We start from the raw sequence: 22,852 nt of genomic DNA, 5'->3' as shown, positions 1-22,852 counted from the left end.
TCAGTCCACCGTCACGTAGTCGGGGCCGGAGTAACGGCCTGTGGCCAGCTTCTGGCGCTGCATCAGCAGGTCGTTGAGGAGCGAGGAGGCGCCGAAGCGGAACCAGTGGTTGTCCAGCCAGTCCTCGCCCGCCGTCTCGTTGACCAGGACCAGGAACTTGATCGCGTCCTTCGCGGTCCGGATGCCGCCGGCCGGCTTCACGCCCACCTGGACGCCGGTCTGGGCGCGGAAGTCGCGGACCGCCTCCAGCATCAGGAGGGTGTTGGCGGGGGTGGCGTTGACCGCGACCTTGCCGGTGGACGTCTTGATGAAGTCCGCTCCGGCCAGCATGCCGAGCCAGCTGGCGCGGCGGATGTTGTCGTACGTCGACAGCTCGCCGGTCTCGAAGATGACCTTCAGACGGGCGGACGTCCCGCAGGCCTCGCGGACGGCGGCGATCTCGTCGTACACCTTCATGTAGTTCCCCGCGAGGAACGCGCCGCGGTCGATGACCATGTCGACCTCGTCCGCGCCCGCCGCCACGGCCTCGCGCACGTCGGCCAGCTTGACGGCCAGCGAGGCACGGCCGGCCGGGAACGCCGTGGCGACCGAGGCGACCTTCACGCCGGAGCCGGCGACGGCTTCCCTCGCGGTGGGCACCATGTCGGGGTAGACGCAGACGGCCGCCGTCGCCGGGGCCGTGCGGTCGGTCGGGTCGGGGCGGACCGCCTTCGCGCCGAGCGCCCGGACCTTGCCCGGGGTGTCCGCGCCTTCCAGCGTCGTCAGGTCGACCATCGAGATGGCCAGGTCCAGGGCGTACGCCTTCGCGGTGGTCTTGATGGATCGGGTGCCGAGGGAGGCGGCGCGCGCCTCCAGGCCGACGGTGTCGACGCCGGGCAGTCCGTGGAGGAAGCGGCGCAGGGTGCTGTCGGACGCGGTGACGTCGGCGAATCCGTGTGCGGGTCCGTTTGCGGGGCCCTGTGCGGGTCCGTTTGCGGCGGGTGCAGTGGTGGGCATGGTCACCAGACGAGCATATCTACGCGCGTAGCGGTCTGTACAGTCCCCGTGGGCTCGTCCGATGCGGCGGCACCGCATGTGAGCGCCGGGCGGGGCGTCGGGCACAATCGGCAGCATGACCACCCCGGAGCCCCAGTCATCCTCGCCGCAGCCCTCGGGACCCGTGTCCAAGGACCGGGCCTACCGCTCGCCCGCGGGCATCTCCGGAGGCGTGCTGGTACTCGCCCTCGCGCTGTGGCTCGGCATCGACGCCCTGGTCACGGGTGAGGGGGACACCCGCTGGAAGGCGCTCGCGGCGCTGGTCTTCCTCGTGCCGCTCGTCGCCGCCTACACCGTGCGGCCCGCCGTCTTCGCCAACGACGACCGGATGCGGGTGCGCAATCCCTTCCGCGTGATCGTCCTGCCCTGGGCGCAGGTCGAGTCGTTCCGGTCCGCCTACTCGAACGAGGTCTTCACCGAGGGCGGCGACAAGTTCCAGCTGTGGTCCGTTCCCGTCTCGCTGCGGGGGCGCAAGAAGGCCGCGCGGCAGGAGGACCGGCGGCTCGCCGGTGGTACCGGCGGGCGCAGGCGCGGGAGCGTGCTCGGGGGCGTGGGGCAGTTCGGCTCGCGGGGCGGCGGTGCCGGGGCCTCGGCCGTCGAGGGCGAGGGGCCGGTGCGGGCCGAGGCCGACAAGGTCATGGACGAGCTGCGGGAGCTGTGGGAGGCGCGGAAGGCGGCCGAGGGCTCGCAGGGCGGGGTGACGGTGCGGTGGGCGTACGAGATCGTCGTGCCGGTGGTGGCGGGGGCGGTGGCGCTGGGGGTGCTGTTCGGGGTGGGGTGACGGGCGGTACCGGGTAGTGGCGAGCGGTGACGGGCGCTGCCGGCGGGTGCTGGTGGGTGCCGGTGGGTGAGGGTGGCCGGGGGTGCGTTGCACCCCCGGCTTTTCAGATGCCGGCCGCCGTCGACAGGTCGCGCTTGAGTGCCGTCAGCAGGTCCGTCGCCTTTGACCGGGCCGACGGGAGGTCGGCGGGCGTGGCGACCGGGACGACCACCTCCAGGTAGCACTTCAGCTTGGGTTCCGTGCCGCTCGGGCGGACGACGACCCTGGCTCCGTCGAGCGTGTAGCGCAGGCCGTCCGTGGGCGGGAGGGTGTCCGTGCCCCGGGTGAGGTCCTCCGCGGTGGTGACGGGGAGGCCCGCGAGGGTCGACGGGGGCTGTTCGCGCAGGCGGTTCATCGCCGAGGCGATGAGGGAGAGGTCCTCCACGCGGACCGAGAGCTGGTCCGTGGCGTGCAGACCGTGTTCCACGGCGATGTCGTCGAGGAGGTCGAGGAGGGTGCGGCCGGCCTGCTTGAGGGTGGAAGCCAGTTCCGTGATCAGGAGGGCCGCGGTGATGCCGTCCTTGTCGCGGACGCCCTCCGGGTCGACGCAGTAGCCGAGGGCCTCCTCGTAGCCGTAGCGGATGTTCTCCACTCGGGCGATCCACTTGAAGCCGGTGAGGGTTTCGACGTGGGGGAGGTTCGCCTTCGCGGCGATGCGGGCCAGGAGGGACGACGAGACGATCGACTCCGCGAACGTGCCGTGCGCTCCGCGGGTGACCAGGTGTGTTGCGAGCAGGGCGCCTACCTCGTCGCCCCGGAGCATGCGCCAGCCGGTGGCCTCCGCGGCGTCGGGTACGGCCACTGCCAGGCGGTCCGCGTCCGGGTCGTTGGCGACGATCAGGTCGGGGGCCGTCTCCCTCGCCTTCGCGAAGGCGAGGTCCATCGCGCCGGGCTCCTCCGGGTTGGGGAAGGCGACGGTGGGGAAGTCCGGGTCGGGGTCGGCCTGCTCGGTGACGAGGGCGGGGCGCGGGAAGCCGGCTCGGGCGAAGGCGGCGAGGAGGGTGTCCTTGCCCACGCCGTGCATCGCCGTGTAGACGGTGCGGGCGGTGCGGGGGGAGCCGGGGGCGAGGACGGCGTCCGTGCGGGTGAGGTAGGCGTCGAGGACGTCGTCGTCGAGGGTCTGCCAGCCGGCGTCGGGGCGGGGGACGTCGTGGAGGGTGCGCACGGCGTCGATCTCGGCGGCGATGCCGGCGTCGGCGGGGGGCACGATCTGGGAGCCGTCGCCGAGGTACACCTTGTAGCCGTTGTCGCGGGGCGGGTTGTGGCTGGCGGTGACCTCCACTCCGGCGACCGCGCCGAGGTGGCGGATCGCGAAGGCGAGGACGGGGGTGGGGAGGGGGCGGGGGAGTACGGCCGCCCTCAGGCCGGCGCCGGTCATGACGGCGGCGGTGTCGCGGGCGAAGTCGGCGGACTTGTGGCGGGCGTCGTAGCCGACGACGACGAGGCCGTCGGTGTGGCCCTGCTTCTTCAGGTACGCCGCGAGGCCGGCGGCGGCGCGGATGACGACCGAGCGGTTCATGCGCATCGGGCCGGCGCCCAGTTCGCCGCGCAGGCCCGCGGTGCCGAACTGGAGGGTGCCGGAGAAGCGTGCGGTGAGCTCGGCGTGGTCCTCGGCGTCGATGAGGCGGGCGAGTTCCGCGCGGGTGTCCGCGTCGGGGTCCTCGGCCAGCCATGCCCTGGCTCGTGCGAGGAGGTCGTCTTGCACGTCTTGCACGTCGGTCAGCCTCTCGGGTGTCGGGTGGTACGGGTGCCTGCGGCGGCCTGTGCGGGTTCGGTGGGGTGCGGGTAGCGCGGTGGGTGCGGTGGGTGGGTCGGGGTCGCGCCGGGGGGTGTCCGTCCTCGGAACGGCGCGGAATCGGTCGGCCGCAGAACTCCCCGGCGCGGACGCGCCAACCGCTGCGGGCGGACACCCCCCGACACGACCCCTTCTCGCCGTACGCGGCTCTCCCCGCCCACGCTCCGCGTCCCGCTCCTCGCCGTACGCGGCTCCCCCGCCGTCGCTGCGGGCAGTCGTGCCGCTGGGGCGGCCCGCAACGCCGGGCCGCGCCCCCAACGCCCGCGCCGGATCAGTGGGCCTCGGTCTACAGCTTGCCCAGGACCTGGGTCAGCAGGGTCCCCATGCGGGCGGCGGAGTCGCGGCCCGCCTGGAGGACCTCCTCGTGGTTGAGGGGCTCGCCCGTCATGCCCGCGGCGAGGTTGGTGACCAGGGAGATGCCCAGCACCTCCGCCCCGGCCTCGCGGGCCGCGATCGCCTCCAGGACCGTCGACATGCCCACCAGGTCGGCGCCGATCACGCGGGCCATGCGGATCTCGGCCGGGGTCTCGTAGTGCGGGCCGGGGAACTGGGCGTAGACGCCCTCCTCGAGGGTGGCGTCGACCTCCTTGCACAGGGCCCGCAGGCGGGGGGAGTAGAGGTCGGTGAGGTCGACGAAGTTGGCGCCGACGATGGGGGAGGTGGCGGTGAGGTTGATGTGGTCGCTGATCAGGACCGGCTGGCCGGGGCGCATGCCCTCGCGCAGGCCGCCGCAGCCGTTGGTCAGGATGATCGTCTTGGCGCCGGCGGCGACCGCAGTGCGGACGCCGTGGGAGACGGCGGCGACGCCGTGGCCCTCGTAGTAGTGGGTGCGGCCCAGGAAGACCAGTGCGCGCTTGTCGCCGAGGGTGTACGAGCGGACCTTGCCGCCGTGGCCCTCCACCGCGGGCTCGGGGAAGCCCGGGAGGTCGGTGACCTGGAGATCGGCCTCGGGGGCGCCCAGGGCGTCCACGGCCGGTGCCCAGCCGGAGCCCATCACGAGGGCGACGTCGTGGGTCTCGGCGCCGGTGAGTTCGCGCAGGCGGGCCGCGGCGGCGTCGGCGGCGGCGTACGGGTCGCCCTGGATGTCGTCCGGAAGAAGAGATGCGTTCACGCGAAGAGGGTAGCCGGTTTGCGGCTACGCGCGTAGATGGTGGAGGTCACGGGATGGTGGTTTTTGGCTTGGAGGTTGTGACGAGGACGGTCCTCAGCAGGGGCGTTTGCGGAGTTCCATGACGTAGTCGTGGGGGGCGCCGGACGATTCGGCGGCGTCCGCGATCTCGCCCAGGTAGCGGGCCGAGGGCAGGCCGCCCTCGTAGGCGTTCAGGACGTAGGTCCAGGCACCCTCCTCGCCGTCGAGGGTGTGGATGCGGACCCGGGTGCGGCGGTAGATGTCCAGGCCCACGCCCTCCCAGCGGTCCAGGGAGTCCTCGTCCATCGGGGCGATGTCGTAGAGGGAGACGAAGACCTGGGAGATCGGGTCCTCCACGAGGGTCGCCAGGGCGCCCTCCCAGCCCATGTGCTCGCCCCCGAAGGTCAGCCGCCACCCGTTCAGCCAGCCGGTGGCGCGCAGCGGCGAGTGCGGGGCGCGGCGGGTCATCAACCGCGCGTCGAGGTTGCCGGCGTAGGCGGCGTAGAGCGACATGAGGGGAAGGGTACGGCAGGGGTGTCGGGCGTCGCCGTCGTCACGGTGGTGGCCCCGGGCGGCCTCCCGTTGAAGGGTGCGGGACAATGGGGTACGTGACTCGGATCGTGATCATTGGCGGCGGACCCGGCGGATACGAAGCGGCGCTGGTGGCCGCTCAACTCGGCGCGGAGGTGACCGTCGTCGACTGCGACGGTCTGGGCGGGGCGTCGGTGCTGACCGACTGCGTGCCGTCCAAGACCCTCATCGCCACGGCTGAGGTGATGACCACCTTCGACTCCTCGTACGAGGAGCTGGGGATCATCGTCGCCGACGACACTCCGCCCATGGAGCAGGCCGCCCGGGTGGTGGGCGTGGACCTGGGCAAGGTCAACCGTCGGGTGAAGCGGCTCGCGCTGGCGCAGTCGCACGACATCACCGCCTCCGTGACCCGTGCGGGTGCGCGGGTGATGCGGGGGCGCGGGCGGCTGGAGGGCATGCAGGGCCTCGACGGGTCGCGGAAGGTCGTGGTGCGGGCCGCCGACGGGAGTGAGGAGACGCTGACCGCCGATGCGGTGCTCATTGCCACGGGCGGGCACCCGCGGGAGCTGGCGGACGCGCGGCCCGACGGGGAGCGGATCCTGAACTGGACCCAGGTCTACGACCTGGAGGAGCTGCCCGAGGAACTCGTCGTGGTGGGCTCCGGTGTGACCGGCGCCGAGTTCGCCGGCGCCTATCAGGCGCTCGGGTCGCGGGTCACCCTGGTGTCGTCGCGGGACCGGGTGCTGCCGGGTGAGGACCCGGATGCGGCGGCGGTTCTGGAAGACGTGTTCCGGCGGCGTGGGATGAACGTCATGTCGCGGTCGCGGGCCCAGTCCGTCAAGCGGGTGGGGGACCGGGTCGAGGTGACGCTGTCGGACGGGCGGGTCATCGGCGGGTCGCACTGTCTGATGGCCGTCGGCGCCATTCCCAACACGGAGGGGATGGGGCTGGAGGAGGCGGGGGTCCGGCTCAAGGACTCCGGGCACATCAAGACCGACCGGGTCTCGCGGACCTCGGCCCCCGGTGTGTACGCCGCCGGTGACGTCACCGGTGTCTTCGCGCTCGCCTCGGTGGCGGCGATGCAGGGGCGGATCGCCATGTACCACTTCCTCGGCGACGCCGTGACTCCGCTGAACCTGAAGACCGTCTCCGCCAACGTCTTCACCGATCCCGAGATCGCCACGGTCGGGTACTCGCAGGCCGACGTGGACGCAGGCAAGATCGACGCCCGGGTGGTGAAGCTGCCGCTGCTGCGCAACCCGCGCGCCAAGATGCAGGGCATCCGGGACGGCTTCGTCAAGATCTTCTGCCGGCCCGGTACCGAGATCGTGGTGGGGGGAGTCGTGGTGGCGCCGCGTGCTTCGGAGCTCATCCATCCCATCTCCATCGCCGTCGACAACAACCTGACGGTCGAGCAGATCGCCAACGCCTTCACCGTGTATCCCTCCCTGTCGGGCTCGATCGCCGAGGTGGCGCGGCAGCTGCACACGCGGAAGGCCGGCGGGGAGCAGTAGTCCGGCGGGCGCGGCTGGAAACGACTCCCCGCTGGTCACGGGGAGTTGCGGTGCTTGCGGGTGGCATAGGCGGCCGGGGTAGGCCCGTATACCACTTCCGGTGGTGGCATGCGAACAACTTCTGTTATTCGGCGCATACTGCTGAAAGCAGACGGTCGTTGGGGTTACTGTCAGTTTCGTGTTCGCTGCAGAACGTCGCCAATTGATCCTCGAAATGGTGCGAGCGAACGGGGCCGTGTCGCTCCGTGAGCTCGCCCGCGTCGTCCAGACCTCCGAAGTGACCGTACGGCGGGACGTGCGCGCACTGGAGGCAGAAGGACTCCTCGACCGCCGGCACGGCGGTGCGGTACTGCCGGGCGGGTTCACGCGAGAGTCCGGCTTTCCGCAGAAATCCCATCTCGCGACCGCCGAGAAGACGGCCATCGCCGATCTCGCCGCGGGCCTCGTCGAAGAGGGCGAAGCCATCGTGGTGGGGGCGGGTACCACGACGCAGGAGCTGGCACGCCGGCTCGCGCGGGTGCCCGGTCTGACCGTCGTCACCAATTCCTTGCTGGTGGCCCAGGCCCTCGCCCATGCCAACCGGGTCGAGGTGGTGATGACCGGAGGCACGCTCAGGGGGTCCAACTACGCCCTGGTGGGGTCGGGGGCCGAGCAGTCCCTCCAGGGGCTGCGGGTTTCCAAGGCCTTCCTGTCCGGGAGCGGGCTGACCGCCGAGCGGGGGCTGTCCACCTCCAACATGCTGTCGGCGTCCGTCGACCGGGCGCTGGTCCAGGCCGCCGCCGAGGTCGTCGTCCTCGCCGACCACTCCAAGCTGGGTACGGACACCATGTTCCAGACCGTGCCCACCGATGTCATCACCCGTCTGGTCACCGACGAGTCGCCGGGCCACGACGACCGCGCCGCCACCGAGCTCCAGGCCCTGGCCGACCAGGGCGTGCAGATCGCCGTGGCCGGGGCGTCGGGGGGTGGTACGGCGAACGGTACCGGGGCTTCGGGGGCCCCGGGGGGTGATTCCGTGGGGCGTCAGCAGCGTCGGGACGTGCCGCTTCCGGGGCCGCGCCGTCAGGTTCCGGGTGCCGCGGGCGCGGGGTTGCGGTCTGCCACCGCCCTGGGTGAGCAGGGGGGCGGGGCGGAGCGGGCGCGCGTCGCCGACATGCGTCGCCGGTAGGCGCCCCGCGGGCCCCGTCCGCCGGGCAGTGGCAGGGGCGCCCGGCGGACCGTGTGAGGTGGTCCGCCGGGCGCCCCTGTCGTGGTGCGGGACTGCTTGATCAGTCCTTGATCTCGCAGATGGCGGCGCCGGAGGTGAGGGAGGCGCCGACCTCGGCGGTGAGGCCCTTGATGGTGCCGGACCTGTGGGCGTTGAGGGGCTGTTCCATCTTCATCGCCTCGAGTACGACGATGAGGTCGCCTTCCTGGACTTCCTGGCCTTCCTCGACGGCGATCTTGACGATCGTGCCCTGCATCGGGGAGGCGAGGGTGTCGCCCGAGGCGGCGGGGCCGGACTTCTTGGCCGCGCGGCGCTTGGGGCGGGCCCCGGCGGCCAGGCCGGTGCGGGCCAGGGACATGCCCAGGCTGGAGGGGAGGGAGACTTCCAGGCGTTTGCCGCCGACCTCGACGACGACCGTCTCCCGGCCCGACTCCTCGTCCGTCTCGGTGTCGGCGGGCGTGGTGAAGGGCTTGATCTCGTTGACGAACTCCGTCTCGATCCACCGGGTGTGGACGGTGAAGGGGTCCGTGGAGCCGGTGAGTTCGGGGGCGAAGGCCGGGTCGCGGACGACCGTGCGGTGGAAGGGGATGGCGGTGGCCATGCCCTCGACGGTGAACTCGTCCAGGGCGCGGGCCGCGCGCTGGAGTGCCTCGGCGCGGGTGCGGCCGGTGACGATCAGTTTGGCGAGGAGGGAGTCCCAGGCGGGGCCGATGACGGAGCCGGACTCGACGCCGGCGTCCAGGCGGACGCCGGGGCCGGTGGGCGCGTCGAAGAGGGTGACGGTGCCGGGGGCGGGCAGGAAGCCGCGGCCGGGGTCCTCGCCGTTGATGCGGAACTCGAAGGAGTGGCCGCGCAGGGCGGGGTCGTCGTAGCCGAGTTCCTCGCCGTCGGCGATGCGGAACATCTCGCGGACCAGGTCGATGCCGGCGACTTCCTCGGTGACCGGGTGCTCGACCTGGAGGCGGGTGTTGACCTCCAGGAAGGAGATCGTGCCGTCCATGCCGACGAGGAACTCCACGGTGCCGGCGCCGACGTAGCCGGCTTCCTTCAGGATGGCCTTGGAGGACGAGTACAGCTGCTCCGTCTGGGCGTCGGAGAGGAAGGGCGCGGGGGCCTCCTCGACGAGCTTTTGGTGGCGGCGCTGGAGGGAGCAGTCGCGGGTGGAGACGACGACCACGTTGCCGTGGGTGTCGGCCAGGCACTGGGTCTCCACGTGGCGGGGCTTGTCGAGGTAGCGCTCGACGAAGCACTCCCCGCGGCCGAAGGCGGCCACGGCCTCGCGGACGGCGGAGTCGTACAGCTCCGGCACCTCTTCGAGGGTGCGGGCGACCTTGAGGCCGCGCCCGCCGCCGCCGAAGGCGGCCTTGATGGCGATGGGCAGGCCGTGCTCCTTGGCGAAGGCGACGACCTCGTCCGCGCCGGAGACGGGGTCGGGGGTGCCGGCGACCAGGGGGGCGCCGGCCCGCTGGGCGATGTGGCGGGCGGCGACCTTGTCGCCCAGGTCGCGGATGGCGTGCGGGGGCGGGCCGATCCAGATCAGGCCGGCGTCCAGGACCGCCTGCGCGAACTCGGCGTTCTCCGAGAGGAATCCGTAGCCGGGGTGGATGGCGTCCGCGCCCGACTCGCGCGCGGCTTTGAGGACCTTGGCGATGTCCAGATAGCTGGTCGCGGGGGTGTCACCACCCAGGGCGAACGCCTCATCAGCGGCACGGACGTGCAACGCGTCCCGGTCCGGATCCGCGTAGACGGCCACGCTCGCGATCCCGGCGTCCCGGCAGGCCCGGGCCACGCGGACAGCGATTTCGCCACGATTGGCGATGAGCACCTTGCGCACGATTGAGGCTCCCTCCTTGAAACAAGCCGAGTTTAGGGACTGCCGACACGGCACTTCGACCCGTCCCCAATGGTGAGCTTGCCCACACGGAGCGTGATTCGAGGCTCGCTCGACCCCCGAAAGCCCTTGTAGTACCGCGGTACGCAGGACTCCTGGGGGAAACCCTAGCCCTCCTGTGTGGTCAAGGTCTCTGTAAGGGCGTGCTGCGGGCCACTCGGTTTCTTTGTGGAGTCCCTACTAATGGCCCAATGATTCTTTGCTCGTGCCGGAACCCTTGTGGCGAGGTTTACCCGTTAGTAGCGTTCCTCGGGTCTCGAACGTACTTGGGGTAACAGCTGTCCTGTGCGGCAGTCGTCGAAGGTGGGTGGGGACCGGTGTCAGTGCGCAGGCCGGTGGCGTGGACCGTGGCGGTCGTGCTCTTCGCGGAGGCGGTCGGCGTCGCGGCGCTGAACTGGTTCCTGGCGATCGTCGTCGACCGCCAGGACATGTCCCTGGCCGGTCTGGACCCGGACATGATGTCCGTGTCCTCGAAGATCGGCGGGGTGGTCTTCGGCCTGTACTTCGCGCTGTGCGCCCTGGTCGCCCTGCTCGTGGCGCTGCGCGACCGCGCGCCCGCGGGGCTCGGCCGGATCTTGCTGATCAGCGCCGCCGTGGTGCACGGGCTCCTGGGGGCCTTCACCTGGGGGCTGGTCGGCCCCGGCGCCTTCATCTTCATGATCGTCGTACTGGGGCTGATCGTGCTGCTGCTGATGACGTACGACGCCCGGGAGCGGCCCGCCGCCGGGCAGCGGACCGAGGACGGCAAGGGCGGTGACGGTTCCCCGGTCAGTCCTCCGCCGGCGCCCACAACTCCGTGATACCCGTCCCGAGGTCGGCGAGCAGGCGGCGCAGCAGGGGCAGGCTGAGGCCGATGACGTTCCCGTGGTCGCCGTCGATGCCGTCGATGAACGGGGCCGAGCGGCCGTCCAGCGTGAACGCCCCGGCGACGTGGAGGGGCTCCCCGGAGGCCACGTAGGCGGCGATCTCGTCGTCGGTCGGCTCGCCGAAGCGGACGACCGTGGACGCGGTCGCCGAGACGTGGCGGCCGGAGGCGGTGTCCCAGACGCAGTGGCCGGTCTGCAGCGTGCCCGCCCGGCCGCGCATCGCCTTCCAGCGGGCGGTGGCCTCCTCCGCGTCCGCCGGCTTGCCGAGCGCCTGGCCGTCCAGGTCGAGCACCGAGTCGCAGCCGATCACCAAAGCCCCGTGCACCTCCGGCTTCGCGGCCACCACGGACGCCTTGGCCTCGGCCAGGGCGAGGGCCAGCTCGGCGGGGGTGGGGGCGGTGACGGCCTCCTCGTCGACACCGCTCACGAGGACCTCCGGGGCGAGCCCCGCCTGGCGCAGCAGGCCGAGCCGGGCCGGGGACTGGGAGGCGAGGACGAGTCGACGGCGGGGCTGAGGAGTCATGGGGCCAGGTTAGTCACCCGGGCGGGGCCGGCTCAGCCCAGGCCGAGGACGACCATCGCGAGGACCATGGCCAGCGCCAGGAAGACGCTCAGCCGCCGCAGCATGTCCTGCGTGTCGCGCAGTTCCTTGGGCGGCTCGTTCTCGGGGTCGGACCACAGCATGTCACCAGCGTGGGGCTTGGCCGAGGGGGGTGACTTGAGTACGGGTACTCAAATCGGGGCGCGGGGTTCCTCTTCTGTGCGCCCACGCGGCGGAGCCGCAAATCGACACAGCCCCGCGCCCCTGGGACGGCCAGCCTCAGGTCGGCCAGTAGGTGCGGCCCCATGCCGTCGGGCCCGGGTGGGGCATGTGGTGGGTCGCGATGCGGGACGGGTCCGACCAGGCGTCGTGCGGGCGGTCGGTGGTGGACGGCTCGGCGGCCGCCGTCACCGCGCGGGCTCTGACCACCGTCAGGGCGGCGGCCAGTTCTTCCGGGGTGGGGTTGCCCCGGACGACCTTGATGGTCACAGCGGCTCCTTACAGGGGGATGTTGCCGTGCTTCTTCGGGGGCAGGGACTCGCGCTTGGTGCGCAGCTGGCGCAGGCCGCGGACGATGTGGCGGCGAGTGTCGGAGGGCATGATCACGGCGTCGACGTAGCCGCGTTCGGCCGCCGTGTAGGGGTTGAGGAGGGCGTCCTCGTACTCCTGGATCAGGCGGGCCCGGGTGGCCTCGGCGTCGTCACCGGCGTCGGCGATGGTGCGGCGGTGCAGGATGTTGACCGCGCCCTGGGCGCCCATGACGGCGATCTGGGCGGTGGGCCAGGCCAGGTTGAGGTCGGCGCCCAGGTGCTTGGAGCCCATGACGTCGTAGGCGCCGCCGAAGGCCTTGCGGGTGATGACCGTGATCAGCGGCACCGTGGCCTCGGCGTAGGCGAAGATCAGCTTGGCGCCGCGGCGGATGATGCCGTCGTGCTCCTGGTCGACGCCGGGCAGGAAGCCGGGGACGTCCACGAAGGTGAGCACGGGGACGTTGAAGGCGTCGCAGGTGCGCACGAAGCGGGCCGCCTTCTCGGAGGCGGTGATGTCCAGGCACCCGGCGAACTGCATGGGCTGGTTGGCGACGATGCCGACCGGGCGGCCCTCCACGCGGCCGAAGCCGGTGAGGATGTTCGGTGCGAACAGGGGCTGGGTCTCGAAGAACTCGCCGTCGTCCAGGACGTGCTCGATGACGCTGTGCATGTCGTAGGGCTGGTTCGCCGAGTCCGGGACGATCGCGTCCAGCTCGGCGTCCTCGTCCGTGACCGCGAGGTCCGCCTCCTCCGGGAAGGCGGGGGGCTCGGACAGGTTGTTGGACGGCAGGTACGACAGGAGCTGCTTGACGTACTCGACGGCGTCCTTCTCGTCACCCGCCATGTGGTGGGCCACGCCCGAGGCGGTGTTGTGGGTGCGGGCGCCGCCCAGCTCCTCGAAGCCGACGTCCTCACCGGTGACCGTCTTGATGACGTCGGGGCCGGTGATGAACATGTGGCTGGTCTGGTCGACCATCACCGTGAAGTCGGTGATCGCGGGGGAGTAGACCGCGCCGCCCGCGCACGGGCCGACGACCAGGCTGATCTGCGGGATCACGCCGGAGGCGTGGGTGTTGCGGCGGAAGATCTCGCCGTAGGCGCCGAGGGAGGCCACGCCCTCCTGGATGCGGGCGCCGCCGGAGTCGTTGATGCCGACGACCGGGCAGCCGGTCTTCAGCGCGAAGTCCATCACCTTGACGATCTTCTGGCCGTAGACCTCGCCCAGCGCGCCGCCGAAGACGGTGAAGTCCTGGGAGAAGACGGCCACGGGGCGGCCGTCGACGGTGCCGTAACCGGTGACGACGCCGTCGCCGTAAGGGCGGTTGGCGTCGAGGCCGAAGTTGGTGGAGCGGTGCCGGGCGAACTCGTCCAGCTCGACGAAGGAGCCCTCGTCGAGGAGGAGGTCGATGCGCTCACGAGCCGTCAGCTTGCCCTTGGCGTGCTGTTTCTCGACGGCGCGTGCGGAACCGGCGTGCGTCGCTTCCTCGATACGGCGCCTGAGATCCGCGAGCTTGCCCGCGGTCGTGTGGATGTCGGGCTGCTGCTCTTCCGGCTCGGACATCGGGATGCGGCTCCCTGCCTGCTCAAAAGGGGGGACGGTTACTCGTTCGTAGAGTAGTAGGGGCCCTTCCGTTCGGCAGTGCGGTCTTTCCCACACCTAGGGTGGGTTGCATGACGCCCCGAGATTCCTCCGACTCCCCGGACTACCCGCGCAACAGGTGGTCCGACCTGGACCGGCCTCCCCTCAGCGGCACGGCCCTGCGCCGGGGACTGGTGCGGGACGGCGGGCTGTGGCGGCAGGTCGACGTCGTGCAGCGCACCGGCTCCACCAACTCCGACCTCGTGGCCCGGGCCGCCGAGGGCGGCCTGGCGGAGGGGGTCGTCCTCGTCGCCGAGGAGCAGAGCGCCGCGCGGGGGCGGCTCGACCGGCAGTGGACGGCACCCGCCCGCTCCGGGCTGTTCTTCTCCGTGCTGCTGCGGCCCGCCGAGGTCCCCGTGCCCCGCTGGGGCTGGCTGCCGCTGCTCACCGGCGTCGCCGTGGCGACCGGGCTGTCCCGGGTGGCCGGGGTCGACACCGCCCTGAAGTGGCCCAACGACCTGCTGGTGACCGTCGGCGACGAGGAGCGCAAGGCCGGCGGCATCCTCGTCGAGCGGGCCGGGGACGACGGCGTCGTCATCGGCGTCGGCATCAACGTCTCGCTCCGCGCCGACGAGCTGCCGGTCCCGCGGGCCGGATCGCTGGCGCTGGCCGGGGCCGTGAACACCGACCGGGACCCGCTGCTGCGCGGCGTGCTGCGGTCGCTGGAGGACTGGTACGGGCGCTGGCGCGGGGCGGGCGGCGACCCGGCGGCCAGCGGGCTGCAGGAGACGTACGCGGCGGGCTGCGCGACCCTCGGGCGCATGGTGCGCGCGGAGCTGCCGGGGGACCGGTCGCTCGTCGGGGAGGCCGTGGCCGTGGACGGCGACGGGCGGCTGGTCCTCGCGACGGGAGCGGGGGTGCAGGAGCCGGTGGGCGCCGGGGACATCGTGCACCTGCGGTTGGCGTGAGCGCGTCCCCCGGGCACGCTCGGAGTGCGGACCGCACGGGAGTGAGCTGGGGCACACCTGACGTAAAGTTGGGGCCGGTCGAACCTGACCGCGGCAGATCGGAAGGGCAGCAGGCGTGACCGTCGACGACACCGGCTCCGGCGCGGACGGGGACGGCCGGGTGGACCCCGAGCCCGCCCCGGACTCCGCCGATCCCGGCGAGGACCCGCTCGCGCTGCGCCTCGAGGGGCTCATCCTGGGTGCCGAGCGCCGCTACACCCCCTTCCAGGCCGCCCGCAGCGCGGGCGTCTCCATGGAGCTGGCCTCCCGCTTCTGGCGGGCCATGGGCTTCGCCGACATCGGCCAGGCCAAGGCGCTCACCGAGGCCGACGTCCTCGCCCTGCGGCGGCTGGCCGGTCTGGTGGAGGCGGGACTGCTCAGCGAGGCGATGGCCGTCCAGGTCGCCCGGTCCACGGGACAGACCACCGCCCGGTTGGCCGAGTGGCAGATCGACTCCTTCCTGGAGGGCCTGACCGAGCCCCCGGAGCCGGGGATGACGCGCACCGAGGTGACGTACCCCATCGTCGAACTGCTCCTGCCCGAGCTGCAGGAGTTCCTCGTCTACGTCTGGAGGCGCCAGCTCGCCGCCTCGGCCGGCCGCGTCATCCAGGCCGGGGACGACGAGGAGATGGTGGACCGGCGGCTCGCCGTCGGCTTCGCGGACCTGGTCGGCTTCACTCGGCTGACCCGGCGGATGGAGGAGGAGGAGCTCGGCGAGCTGGTCGAGGCCTTCGAGACCACCTCCGCCGACCTGGTGGCCGCGCGCGGCGGACGGCTGGTCAAGACCCTCGGCGACGAGGTGCTCTACGCCGCCGACGACGCCGGTACGGCCGCCGAGATCGCGCTGCTCCTCGTCGAGACGATGGCCCACGACGAGACCATGCCGGAACTGCGCGTCGGCATCGCCTTCGGCACGGTCACCACCCGGATGGGCGACGTCTTCGGCACCACCGTCAACCTGGCCTCCCGGCTCACCTCGATAGCCCCCAAGGACGCGGTCCTCGTCGACACCGCCTTCGCGGAGGAACTGATCCGTACCCGGGACGCCCCCGCCTCGGAGGCGGCGGCAGCGGAGGAGGCCGCCGCGGCGGAGAAGGCGGGCGAGGAGCCGCCGGTGTACCGCTTCGCGCTCCAGCCGATGTGGCAGCGGCCGGTGCGCGGCCTCGGCGTGGTCGAGCCGTGGCTGCTCACGCGCCGGGACGGCGGCGGGGAGTCGTAGACCCCGGGCGTCCCGGCCCCATGCCCCCGGCTGTCGTGGCCCGCGGCCGTCGTACCGGGCTTCTCAGTCGCCGAGCAGGTCCACGCAGAGGCCGATGACCGGCACGCACAGGCCGGGATCCGCCGGTTCCGGCGCCGGATCGGACGGCGGGGGCGTGCCGGGGCCCGGCGGCGGGGGCGGCACCGGGTGCGGTACGGGGCGGTCGGACCGCGACGGCTGCGGAGTTCCCGGGGCCGGGGTTTGCTCCCCGGTGTCGTCCCCCCGTTCCCGTGCCCGTTCCCGTTCCCGTTCCCCTGCCCCTTCCCCCGGCTTCGGGGTCTCGGGGGCGCCCGGGGTGCGCACCGGCGGGGCGGTGGGCAGCGGGACCGCCGGACCGGTCGCGGAGGGGGCGGGCGCGAGACCGGGTATGAGGCCCGGCCCGGGGGAGCCGCTCAGGCCTCCCATGGCGGATGTCGTGGAGGGACCGGCTCCGGACGGCTCGCCGCCGGTGCCGGCGGCGGGGGCCGTCGCCGGGTCCGGGGCCGGGTCCCGTCCGCCGCTCTCCACGCGCGGTTCCGCCCCGGCGCGGACGCCGCCGGTGTCGCCGCCGGGCCCGGGCAGCAGGCGTACGACGCTCAGGGCGCCCGCCGCCAGCGCGAGGCCGCCCGCGGCCAGCAGCACCTTGCGGGGGCGGGGCCTGCGGTGCCGCCCGCGGCGGCCCCACGCGTACCGCGGCTCTGTCGGTGTGCCGGTCGTCGTCATGATCCCTCCCCGGTGCGCACGCGCCCCCGCTGCGCCATGGCGGAGCGAGGCTACGGGCCGGCGCGGGCCGGGGTACGGCGGTCGGCCGTATGTCACTCGAACGGGTAAGCGGGGTCGGTAGGGGCCGGGCGTGCCCGGCCTTCCCCCGGGCGGGCGCGGCTGCGATGATCGGGCGGTCTACTTGTTAACACGCGTTAACCGGAGGGTGTCATGAGCGAGGAGCGGTTCGGAGAGTTCGTCCTGGTGCGGCGGCACGGGGAGGGGCATGTCGCGGAGCTCGCGCTCGACCGGCCGAAGGCCATGAACGCCGTGTCGACCGCGATGGCCCGTTCCGTGGGCGCGGCCTGCGCGGCGCTGGGCGAGGACCGGAGCGTGCGGGTGGTGGTGCTGACCTCGACGCACGAGCGGGCGTTCTGCGTGGGTGCGGACCTGAAGGAGCGCAACTCCTTCACCGACGCCGATCTGCTGCGGCAGCGGCCGGTGACGCGCGGGGCGTACACCGCGGTGCTGGAGCTGCCGGTGCCGACGGTCGCGGCCGTGCACGGGTTCGCGCTGGGCGGCGGGTTCGAGCTGGCGCTGTCGTGCGACGTGATCGTGGCCGACCCCACGGCCGTGGTGGGGCTGCCGGAGGTGTCGGTGGGGGTGATCCCGGGCGGCGGCGGTACGCAGCTGCTGCCGCGCCGGGTGGGTGCGGCGCGAGCGGCCGAGCTGGTGTTCACGGCACGGCGGGTGGCGGCCGAGGAGGCACGCGAGCTGGGGCTCGTGGACCAGCTGGTGCCGGAGGGTCGGGACCGGGAGGAGGCGCTGGAGCTGGCCGCCCGGATGGCCGCGAACTCGCCCGTGGGCCTGCGTGCGGCCAAGCGCGCGCTGCGCCTGGGGCACGGGCTGGACCTGCGCGCGGGACTCGAGGTCGAGGACGCGGCGTGGCGTTCGGTGGCGTTCTCGGGGGACCGCGCCGAGGGAGTGGCGGCGTTCAACGAGAAGCGGGCGCCGCGGTGGCCGGGTGAGTGAGGCGGACCGCGCGAGTGACACGACCCCGCGAGCCGAAGGCAATCGCCCGGTTCGCCCCGTTTGAGTAACGTTTCTTCGTGAATCTCCCTAGCCTGGAGTGATGGGTGACGACAGGCGGCTCGCGGCCGTGGTGGCGCTTGCGCAGGGGATGGCCGCCGCGCACAGTGCGCGGGAGGCGTGGCGGGCGGCGGCCGTCGGCGGGTGCCTGGCGCTGGGCGGCAGCTTCGCCGCGCTGTCGGTGTGGGAGCGGGAGCTGGGGCGGCTGCGGGTCCTCGTGAACGTCGGCCGGCGGGCCGAGGACGAGGAGGAGTTCCCGGAGGACGAGTCCTATCCGGTGCACCAGTTCGCGGAGATCACCGAGTTCCTGCACGAGCGCTGGGCCGGCGGCGGGGAGCCCGACGCCTGGGTCGAGACGGCCCGGGGGCCAGCCGCCGGGCGCCCCGGCTACGTCCACCAGCGGGTCGCCGCCCTGCGCCGCCGGGGCCGCGGCTGCTGCGTGGTCGCGCCGATCGTGCTGCACGGGCGGGCGTGGGGCGAGCTGTACGTGGCCCGGCCGGTGGGGGAGCGGGTCTTCGAACGGGGCGACGCCGACTTCGCCACCGTACTGGCCTCCGTCGTCGCCGCCGGGATCGCGCAGACCGAGCGGCTGGAGGAGGTCAGGCGGCTCGCGTACACCGACGCGCTCACCGGGCTGGCCAACCGCCGGGCCGTCGACGCCGCGCTGGACGAGGCCGTGGAGCGGCACCGCGAGGAGGACGTCGTCGTCAGCCTCGTCGTCTGCGACCTGAACGGCCTCAAGCGGGTGAACGACACGCACGGCCACGCCGTCGGGGACCGGCTCCTGGAGCGGTTCGGGTCGGTGCTGTCGCTGTGCGGGGCGATGCTGCCGGGGGCGCTGGCCGCGCGGCTCGGCGGGGACGAGTTCTGTCTGCTCGCGGTCGGGCCGCCCGCGGACGCCGTGGTCAAGGCGGCCGAGGAGCTGTGCCGCCGGGCGGCCGAGCTGGAGCTGGGGGACGGCGTGGCCTGCGGGGTCGCGTCCACCGAGGACCCGGTCGGGCCGGTGCGTTCCGCCCGCCGGCTGTTCCGGCTCGCGGACGCCGCCCAGTACCGCGCCAAGGCCGAGCGGGCGGCCGGGCCGGTCGTCGCGGGGCGCGAGGGGCCCGACGACCCGGTCGTGCGGCTCGCGGACGAGCCCTCCCGGGCGGAGGACGGAGAGCGCAGGCGGTTCCGCGGACGGCACTCGCCGTGACGCCGGGCCCGGCAAGGGCGCGGCGAGGCGGGCGGTAAGGGGCGCAGCCCGCGCGCATCCGTGACGCACCCCCTCGTGACATCATCGAATTCACTGCGTACGCTCCTGAATATGGATATGCACACTGTGGTGGTGGGGACGTCGGGGGTCACCGCGTCCGACGTTCTCGCCGTGGCGCGCGCGGGCGCCCGGATCGAGCTTTCCGAGGAGGCGGTGGCGGCCCTCGCCGCGGCCCGCTCCGTCGTGGACGCGCTGGCCGCCAAGCCGGACCCCGTCTACGGCGTGAGCACCGGCTTCGGCGCCCTGGCGACCCGGCACATCAGCCCCGAGCTGCGCGGCCGGCTCCAGCGCAACATCGTCCGCTCGCACGCCGCCGGGATGGGCCCGCGCGTCGAGCGCGAGGTGGTCCGCGCACTGATGTTCCTGCGGCTGAAGACCGTCTGCTCCGGTCGCACCGGCGTCCGCCCGGAGGTCGCGCAGACCATGGCCGACGTGCTCAACGCCGGGATCACCCCGGTCGTGCACGAGTACGGCTCTCTCGGCTGCTCCGGTGACCTCGCCCCGCTCTCCCACTGCGCGCTGACCCTCATGGGCGAGGGCGACGCCGAGGGCCCCGACGGCACCGTGCGGCCCGCCGGCGAGCTGCTCGCCGCGCACGGGATCGCCCCCGTCGAGCTGCGCGAGAAGGAGGGCCTCGCCCTCCTCAACGGCACCGACGGCATGCTCGGCATGCTGGTCATGGCCCTCGCCGACCTCGACACCCTCTACAAGTCGGCCGACATCACCGCCGCGCTGACCATGGAGGCCCTGCTCGGCACCGACCGCGTGCTCGCCCCCGAGCTGCACGCCATCCGCCCGCACCCCGGGCAGGCCGCCAGCGCCGCCAACATGGCCGCCGTGCTCAAGGGCTCCGGCCTGACCGGCCACCACCAGGACGACGCCCCCCGCGTCCAGGACGCCTACTCGGTGCGCTGTGCCCCGCAGGTCGCCGGTGCGGGACGCGACACCATGGCGCACGCCGGTCTCGTCGCCGAGCGGGAGCTGGCGGCGGCCGTCGACAACCCGGTGGTCCTGCCCGACGGACGCGTCGAGTCCAACGGCAACTTCCACGGCGCCCCGGTCGCCTACGTCCTGGACTTCCTCGCCGTCGCCGTCGCCGACCTCGGCTCCATCGCCGAGCGCCGCACCGACCGGCTCCTGGACAAGAACCGCAGCCACGGCCTGCCGCCGTTCCTCGCCGACGACGCGGGCGTCGACTCCGGCCTGATGATCGCCCAGTACACGCAGGCCGCCCTGGTCGGCGAGCTGAAGCGGCTCGCCGTACCGGCCTCGGCGGACTCCATCCCGTCCTCCGCGATGCAGGAGGACCACGTGTCGATGGGCTGGTCGGCGGCGCGCAAGCTGCGCACGGCCGTCGACAACCTGGCGCGCGTGATCGCCGTCGAGCTGTACGCCGCCACGCGCGCGATCCAGCTCCGCGAGGGACTGACCCCGGCGCCCGCGTCGCAGGCCGTCGTCGAGGCCGTACGGGCGGCCGGTGTGGAGGGTCCGGGACCGGACCGCCACCTAGCGCCCGACCTCGCCGCGGCGGACGCGTTCGTGCGCGCGGGGCACCTGGTCGCGGCCGCGGAGAGTGTCACGGGGCCGCTGCGCTAGCGGGCGGCGGTGACAGGTCCGAGGGGGGCCCGGCGCGGCGCCGGGCCCCCCTCGGACCGTCTCCGGACGCACCGGGCGGCCGGACGGATCCGCCAAAGGGCCTTCAGGCGGTCAAGAAAGCCAAAAGAACGTCAAGTTCTCTCAAAGGTCGAGGCGTTCCCGGCGGACCGAGTAGCCGACGAAGCCGGCGCCGAGGCCGAGGCAGAGGGCGCCGCCGACGACGTACGGGGTGCTGTCGAAGCTGCCGGTGTCGGCCAGCCGGGTCGTGCCCTCGCCGGTGGCCGTCGTGGCCGTCGTGTCCGTCGAAGCGTCCGCCGAGGCGGCTCTCGCCTGGGCGGTGACCTGCGGAGACGGGTTCGCGGCGGCGGATTCGAGCACCGGTGTCTCGGGTGTCGCGTTCGCCGACGGGACGAACCACAGGGCACACAGCAGGCCGCCCGCGGAGGCGGCGGTCAGCAAGGAACGGCGAGCGGATGACACGGAATATCGATCCCCTTGTGGCGCTGGCGAATTGGCCGTGTGGGCAGATGTTAGTGAAAGGCGCGGGTCACAGGAAAGTCACGGGAGCGGTCGGCCTTACGCTCCGGGCATGAGCACTCCAGAGACATCACGGTTTGTACGTATTCGCGTCGAGCTGGTGCTAGAGATCGACGACGAGGAGGCCGTCACCGGGGCCGCCCTGCAGGCCCTCGCCGACGACACCGACCTGTCCGACGCGGAACGGGCCGACTCCGAGCGCGCTGTGACGGAGGACACCGCCGAGGCCCTGGCGCATCTCGTGGACCCGTTCGACCTGGTCAGCGTGGTGCCCGGGGTCGAGCTCCAGCAGGCGTCCTGGAGCAGCGAGCAGATCGACTACGACCCCGACTCGCCCGAGTGGGACCTCGACGAGGATGATGGCGGCGAGAACGACCCGGAAGACGAGGAAATGACGGTCGGCTGACGCGGTGTGGGGAAATTCCTGACCCCGGGCGGCAACCGCCGCCCGGGGTTTCGTCGTCTCACGGTGCGCACTGACCGACACCTCCCCGCACCGCCTCCTGCCTCCGGGCGGCAAACGTGGCATGCCCCACACCCGTGAGCGATGTGGAACGGGACGAACCGGTCGTAGCGTTGAAAGTTATTGACGGGGTATCTCGGGGTTTCGGGAATCGGCAACGATGGAGAAGCGTGTGATGACGGACGGTAAGCGGCGCAAGGGTCTGGCGGCCGCGTCCGCACTGCTCGGCGGTGTGCTGGTGCTCTCGGCATGTTCCAGTAGCGACGCCGGCACCTCCGGGGGTGGGGACAAGACCTCGCAGGCCGAGGTCGACGAGGCGGCGGCCAAGAAGACGTCCGAGGCGCAGATCAAGATCACGCCCAAGGGCGGCTCGGACAACGCCTCCATCAACAACTCCGCCGGCGTCACCGTGAGCAAGGGCACGCTCACCGAGGTGAAGATGACCGCCTCGGACGGCACCGAGGTCAAGGGCGAGATATCCGCCGACAAGACCAGCTGGAAGCCCGGCGGTCAGCTGGAGCGCGCCACCAAGTACCAGATCACGGCGACCGCGCAGGACTCCGAGGGCCGCGCCGCCCACGAGAACGCGTCGTTCACCACGGTCTCCCCCGAGAACAGCTTCATCGGGACCTTCACCCCGGACGACGGCAAGACCGTCGGCGTCGGGATGCCCGTGTCGATCAGCTTCGACAAGCAGATCACCAACAAGGCCGCCGTCCAGAAGGGCATCACGGTCAACAGCAGCAGCGGCCAGGAGGTCGCCTGCCACTGGTTCTCCACCCAGCGCATGGACTGCCGTCCCGAGAAGTACTGGACGGAGGGCTCGACCGTCACCCTCAAGCTGGCGCTCGACGGGGTCGAGGGCGCCAACGGCGTCTACGGCGTCCAGCAGAAGTCGGTCACCTTCAAGATCGGCCGCAACCAGGTCTCCTACGTCGACGCGAAGACCAAGCAGATGAAGGTCACGCAGGACGGCAAGACCGTCAAGACCATCCCGATCTCCGCCGGCTCCCCGGACAACAAGACCTACGAAGGCCAGATGGTGATCTCCGAGAAGTTCAAGGAGACCCGGATGGACGGCTCGACCGTCGGCTTCACCGACGACGACGGCAAGGGCGAGTACGACATCAAGGACGTGCCGCACGCCATGCGCCTGAGCACCTCCGGCACCTTCATCCACGGCAACTACTGGGGCAAGGGCATCTTCGGCAGCGTCAACACCAGCCACGGCTGCGTGGGCCTGGCCGACGCCAAGGGCGCCAACGACCCGAACACGCCCGGCGCCTGGTTCTACAACAACTCGATCATCGGTGACGTGGTCGTCGTCCAGAACACCGGCGACAAGACCATCGCCCCGGACAACGGCCTCAACGGCTGGAACATGGACTGGGCCCAGTGGAAGGCGGGTTCGGCGGTCTGACGCCGACTCCCTCCGGGCCGACCGCACTTCGCACGGGCGCCCGCCACCCCTCGCCGGGGCGGCGGGCGCCCGTCGTTTCCCGGGCTTCTCATCCTCCTCTTACGCGGG

The 22,852-nt window shown here is 72.5% G+C and carries 22 protein-coding genes; 11 read left to right on the top strand and 11 right to left on the bottom strand.

Annotation, left to right across the window (positions count from 1 at the left end; all coding sequences use genetic code 11):
• Entirely contained in the window at nucleotides 1-996 is a 996-nt protein-coding gene (gene deoC, locus R2E43_RS13960) for a deoxyribose-phosphate aldolase (RefSeq protein WP_030872186.1), read from the bottom strand.
• A 115-nt stretch (nucleotides 997-1,111) separates the two neighbouring features.
• On the opposite strand from deoC, the gene R2E43_RS13955 reads away from it, so the two are divergent.
• Nucleotides 1,112-1,816, top strand: coding sequence for a PH domain-containing protein (locus R2E43_RS13955; protein ID WP_011029946.1), 705 nt, complete (start codon nucleotides 1,112-1,114; stop codon nucleotides 1,814-1,816).
• A gap of 103 nt (nucleotides 1,817-1,919) precedes the next feature.
• Here the strand turns inward: R2E43_RS13955 and R2E43_RS13950 are convergent, their stop codons facing one another.
• The 3 genes from R2E43_RS13950 to R2E43_RS13940 all read right to left on the bottom strand — a co-directional run bounded on the left by R2E43_RS13950 (nucleotide 1,920) and on the right by R2E43_RS13940 (nucleotide 5,292).
• Nucleotides 1,920-3,560, bottom strand: a complete 1,641-nt coding sequence (locus tag R2E43_RS13950; RefSeq protein ID WP_332057116.1) for a phospho-sugar mutase — start codon at nucleotides 3,558-3,560, stop codon at nucleotides 1,920-1,922.
• Between the two features lie 376 nt (nucleotides 3,561-3,936).
• Nucleotides 3,937-4,761 carry a purine-nucleoside phosphorylase gene (locus tag R2E43_RS13945; RefSeq protein ID WP_003974056.1) on the bottom strand — a complete coding sequence of 275 codons (825 nt, stop codon included), beginning with the start codon at nucleotides 4,759-4,761 and terminating at the stop codon, nucleotides 3,937-3,939.
• A 93-nt stretch (nucleotides 4,762-4,854) separates the two neighbouring features.
• Nucleotides 4,855-5,292: a gamma-glutamylcyclotransferase gene (locus R2E43_RS13940; protein ID WP_003974055.1), complete on the bottom strand. Its 438-nt coding sequence runs from the start codon at nucleotides 5,290-5,292 to the stop codon at nucleotides 4,855-4,857.
• Nucleotides 5,293-5,378: 86 nt separating this feature from the next.
• Between R2E43_RS13940 and R2E43_RS13935 the strand changes: the two genes are divergently transcribed.
• Both R2E43_RS13935 and R2E43_RS13930 read left to right on the top strand, forming a co-directional pair.
• The gene (locus tag R2E43_RS13935; protein ID WP_030872192.1) at nucleotides 5,379-6,827 is read left to right on the top strand and encodes an NAD(P)H-quinone dehydrogenase; all 1,449 of its coding nucleotides are present in this window, start codon (nucleotides 5,379-5,381) and stop codon (nucleotides 6,825-6,827) included.
• 178 nt (nucleotides 6,828-7,005) lie between these two features.
• Entirely contained in the window at nucleotides 7,006-7,995 is a 990-nt protein-coding gene (locus R2E43_RS13930; RefSeq protein ID WP_063646593.1) for a DeoR/GlpR family DNA-binding transcription regulator, read from the top strand.
• A gap of 100 nt (nucleotides 7,996-8,095) precedes the next feature.
• Here R2E43_RS13930 and R2E43_RS13925 read toward each other — a convergent pair whose 3' ends face one another.
• Nucleotides 8,096-9,868, bottom strand: coding sequence for an acetyl/propionyl/methylcrotonyl-CoA carboxylase subunit alpha (locus tag R2E43_RS13925; RefSeq protein ID WP_003974052.1), 1,773 nt, complete (start codon nucleotides 9,866-9,868; stop codon nucleotides 8,096-8,098).
• 374 nt (nucleotides 9,869-10,242) lie between these two features.
• Here R2E43_RS13925 and R2E43_RS13920 point away from each other — a divergent pair, with 374 nt between their 5' ends.
• Nucleotides 10,243-10,725 (top strand): hypothetical protein, encoded by a 483-nt coding sequence (locus R2E43_RS13920; protein ID WP_016327123.1) that lies wholly within the window; start codon nucleotides 10,243-10,245, stop codon nucleotides 10,723-10,725.
• Here R2E43_RS13920 and R2E43_RS13915 read toward each other — a convergent pair.
• The 4 genes from R2E43_RS13915 to R2E43_RS13900 form a co-directional block, all read right to left on the bottom strand.
• On the bottom strand, nucleotides 10,694-11,314 hold the full coding sequence (locus R2E43_RS13915; protein WP_003974050.1) for a nucleoside triphosphate pyrophosphatase: 621 nt from the start codon (nucleotides 11,312-11,314) through the stop codon (nucleotides 10,694-10,696). The genes R2E43_RS13920 and R2E43_RS13915 overlap by 32 nt on opposite strands.
• Nucleotides 11,315-11,346: 32 nt before the next feature.
• On the bottom strand, nucleotides 11,347-11,475 hold the full coding sequence (gene mmpB, locus R2E43_RS13910) for a morphogenic membrane protein MmpB (RefSeq protein ID WP_003974049.1): 129 nt from the start codon (nucleotides 11,473-11,475) through the stop codon (nucleotides 11,347-11,349).
• Nucleotides 11,476-11,611: 136 nt separating this feature from the next.
• Nucleotides 11,612-11,821, bottom strand: coding sequence for an acyl-CoA carboxylase subunit epsilon (locus R2E43_RS13905; protein ID WP_003974048.1), 210 nt, complete (start codon nucleotides 11,819-11,821; stop codon nucleotides 11,612-11,614).
• Nucleotides 11,822-11,830: 9 nt separating this feature from the next.
• The gene (locus tag R2E43_RS13900) at nucleotides 11,831-13,423 is read right to left on the bottom strand and encodes an acyl-CoA carboxylase subunit beta (RefSeq protein ID WP_003974047.1); all 1,593 of its coding nucleotides are present in this window, start codon (nucleotides 13,421-13,423) and stop codon (nucleotides 11,831-11,833) included.
• Between the two features lie 110 nt (nucleotides 13,424-13,533).
• Here R2E43_RS13900 and R2E43_RS13895 point away from each other — a divergent pair, with 110 nt between their 5' ends.
• Together R2E43_RS13895 and R2E43_RS13890 are read left to right on the top strand one after the other, a co-directional pair.
• A complete protein-coding gene (locus tag R2E43_RS13895) occupies nucleotides 13,534-14,409 on the top strand; it encodes a biotin--[acetyl-CoA-carboxylase] ligase (RefSeq protein WP_106518863.1) in 876 nt (291 codons plus the stop codon).
• 115 nt (nucleotides 14,410-14,524) lie between these two features.
• Nucleotides 14,525-15,667, top strand: coding sequence for an adenylate/guanylate cyclase domain-containing protein (locus R2E43_RS13890; protein ID WP_003974045.1), 1,143 nt, complete (start codon nucleotides 14,525-14,527; stop codon nucleotides 15,665-15,667).
• 63 nt (nucleotides 15,668-15,730) lie between these two features.
• On the opposite strand, the gene R2E43_RS13885 is transcribed toward R2E43_RS13890, so the two are convergent.
• Nucleotides 15,731-16,408, bottom strand: a complete 678-nt coding sequence (locus R2E43_RS13885; RefSeq protein ID WP_332056242.1) for a hypothetical protein — start codon at nucleotides 16,406-16,408, stop codon at nucleotides 15,731-15,733.
• 210 nt (nucleotides 16,409-16,618) lie between these two features.
• On the opposite strand from R2E43_RS13885, the gene R2E43_RS13880 reads away from it, so the two are divergent.
• The 3 genes from R2E43_RS13880 to hutH all read left to right on the top strand — a co-directional run bounded on the left by R2E43_RS13880 (nucleotide 16,619) and on the right by hutH (nucleotide 20,324).
• Nucleotides 16,619-17,419, top strand: coding sequence for an enoyl-CoA hydratase/isomerase family protein (locus tag R2E43_RS13880; protein ID WP_030870176.1), 801 nt, complete (start codon nucleotides 16,619-16,621; stop codon nucleotides 17,417-17,419).
• 100 nt (nucleotides 17,420-17,519) lie between these two features.
• Complete coding sequence (locus R2E43_RS13875; RefSeq protein ID WP_030870180.1) at nucleotides 17,520-18,668, top strand: GGDEF domain-containing protein; 1,149 nt, start codon at nucleotides 17,520-17,522, stop codon at nucleotides 18,666-18,668.
• 117 nt (nucleotides 18,669-18,785) lie between these two features.
• Complete coding sequence (gene hutH, locus R2E43_RS13870; RefSeq protein ID WP_003974041.1) at nucleotides 18,786-20,324, top strand: histidine ammonia-lyase; 1,539 nt, start codon at nucleotides 18,786-18,788, stop codon at nucleotides 20,322-20,324.
• A 141-nt stretch (nucleotides 20,325-20,465) separates the two neighbouring features.
• On the opposite strand, the gene R2E43_RS13865 is transcribed toward hutH, so the two are convergent.
• On the bottom strand, nucleotides 20,466-20,804 hold the full coding sequence (locus R2E43_RS13865) for a hypothetical protein (protein ID WP_016327130.1): 339 nt from the start codon (nucleotides 20,802-20,804) through the stop codon (nucleotides 20,466-20,468).
• Nucleotides 20,805-20,913: 109 nt separating this feature from the next.
• Between R2E43_RS13865 and R2E43_RS13860 the strand changes: the two genes are divergently transcribed.
• A complete protein-coding gene (locus tag R2E43_RS13860) occupies nucleotides 20,914-21,267 on the top strand; it encodes a hypothetical protein (RefSeq protein ID WP_016327131.1) in 354 nt (117 codons plus the stop codon).
• 232 nt (nucleotides 21,268-21,499) lie between these two features.
• Entirely contained in the window at nucleotides 21,500-22,744 is a 1,245-nt protein-coding gene (locus R2E43_RS13855; RefSeq protein WP_030870184.1) for a L,D-transpeptidase, read from the top strand.
• The last annotated feature ends 108 nt before the right edge of the window (nucleotides 22,745-22,852 follow it).

It is taken from the genome of Streptomyces violaceoruber (genome assembly GCF_033406955.1).
Lineage (GTDB): Bacteria > Actinomycetota > Actinomycetes > Streptomycetales > Streptomycetaceae > Streptomyces > Streptomyces violaceoruber.
Note: the sequence above shows the minus strand (reverse complement) of the source record. Positions and strands in the feature narration are given on the sequence as shown.

Coding starts and splice junctions, on each gene's coding strand:
- mmpB (WP_003974049.1), bottom strand. CDS start 11,475: ATGCTGTGGTCCGACCCCGAGAACGAGCCGCCCAAGGAACTGCGCGAC.
- hutH (WP_003974041.1), top strand. CDS start 18,786: ATGCACACTGTGGTGGTGGGGACGTCGGGGGTCACCGCGTCCGACGTT.
- R2E43_RS13885 (WP_332056242.1), bottom strand. CDS start 16,408: ATGACGACGACCGGCACACCGACAGAGCCGCGGTACGCGTGGGGCCGC.
- R2E43_RS13935 (WP_030872192.1), top strand. CDS start 5,379: ATGGGGTACGTGACTCGGATCGTGATCATTGGCGGCGGACCCGGCGGA.
- R2E43_RS13940 (WP_003974055.1), bottom strand. CDS start 5,292: ATGTCGCTCTACGCCGCCTACGCCGGCAACCTCGACGCGCGGTTGATG.
- R2E43_RS13880 (WP_030870176.1), top strand. CDS start 16,619: ATGAGCGAGGAGCGGTTCGGAGAGTTCGTCCTGGTGCGGCGGCACGGG.
- R2E43_RS13895 (WP_106518863.1), top strand. CDS start 13,534: ATGACGCCCCGAGATTCCTCCGACTCCCCGGACTACCCGCGCAACAGG.
- deoC (WP_030872186.1), bottom strand. CDS start 996: ATGCCCACCACTGCACCCGCCGCAAACGGACCCGCACAGGGCCCCGCA.
- R2E43_RS13900 (WP_003974047.1), bottom strand. CDS start 13,423: ATGTCCGAGCCGGAAGAGCAGCAGCCCGACATCCACACGACCGCGGGC.
- R2E43_RS13860 (WP_016327131.1), top strand. CDS start 20,914: ATGAGCACTCCAGAGACATCACGGTTTGTACGTATTCGCGTCGAGCTG.
- R2E43_RS13875 (WP_030870180.1), top strand. CDS start 17,520: ATGGGTGACGACAGGCGGCTCGCGGCCGTGGTGGCGCTTGCGCAGGGG.
- R2E43_RS13955 (WP_011029946.1), top strand. CDS start 1,112: ATGACCACCCCGGAGCCCCAGTCATCCTCGCCGCAGCCCTCGGGACCC.
- R2E43_RS13855 (WP_030870184.1), top strand. CDS start 21,500: ATGACGGACGGTAAGCGGCGCAAGGGTCTGGCGGCCGCGTCCGCACTG.
- R2E43_RS13915 (WP_003974050.1), bottom strand. CDS start 11,314: ATGACTCCTCAGCCCCGCCGTCGACTCGTCCTCGCCTCCCAGTCCCCG.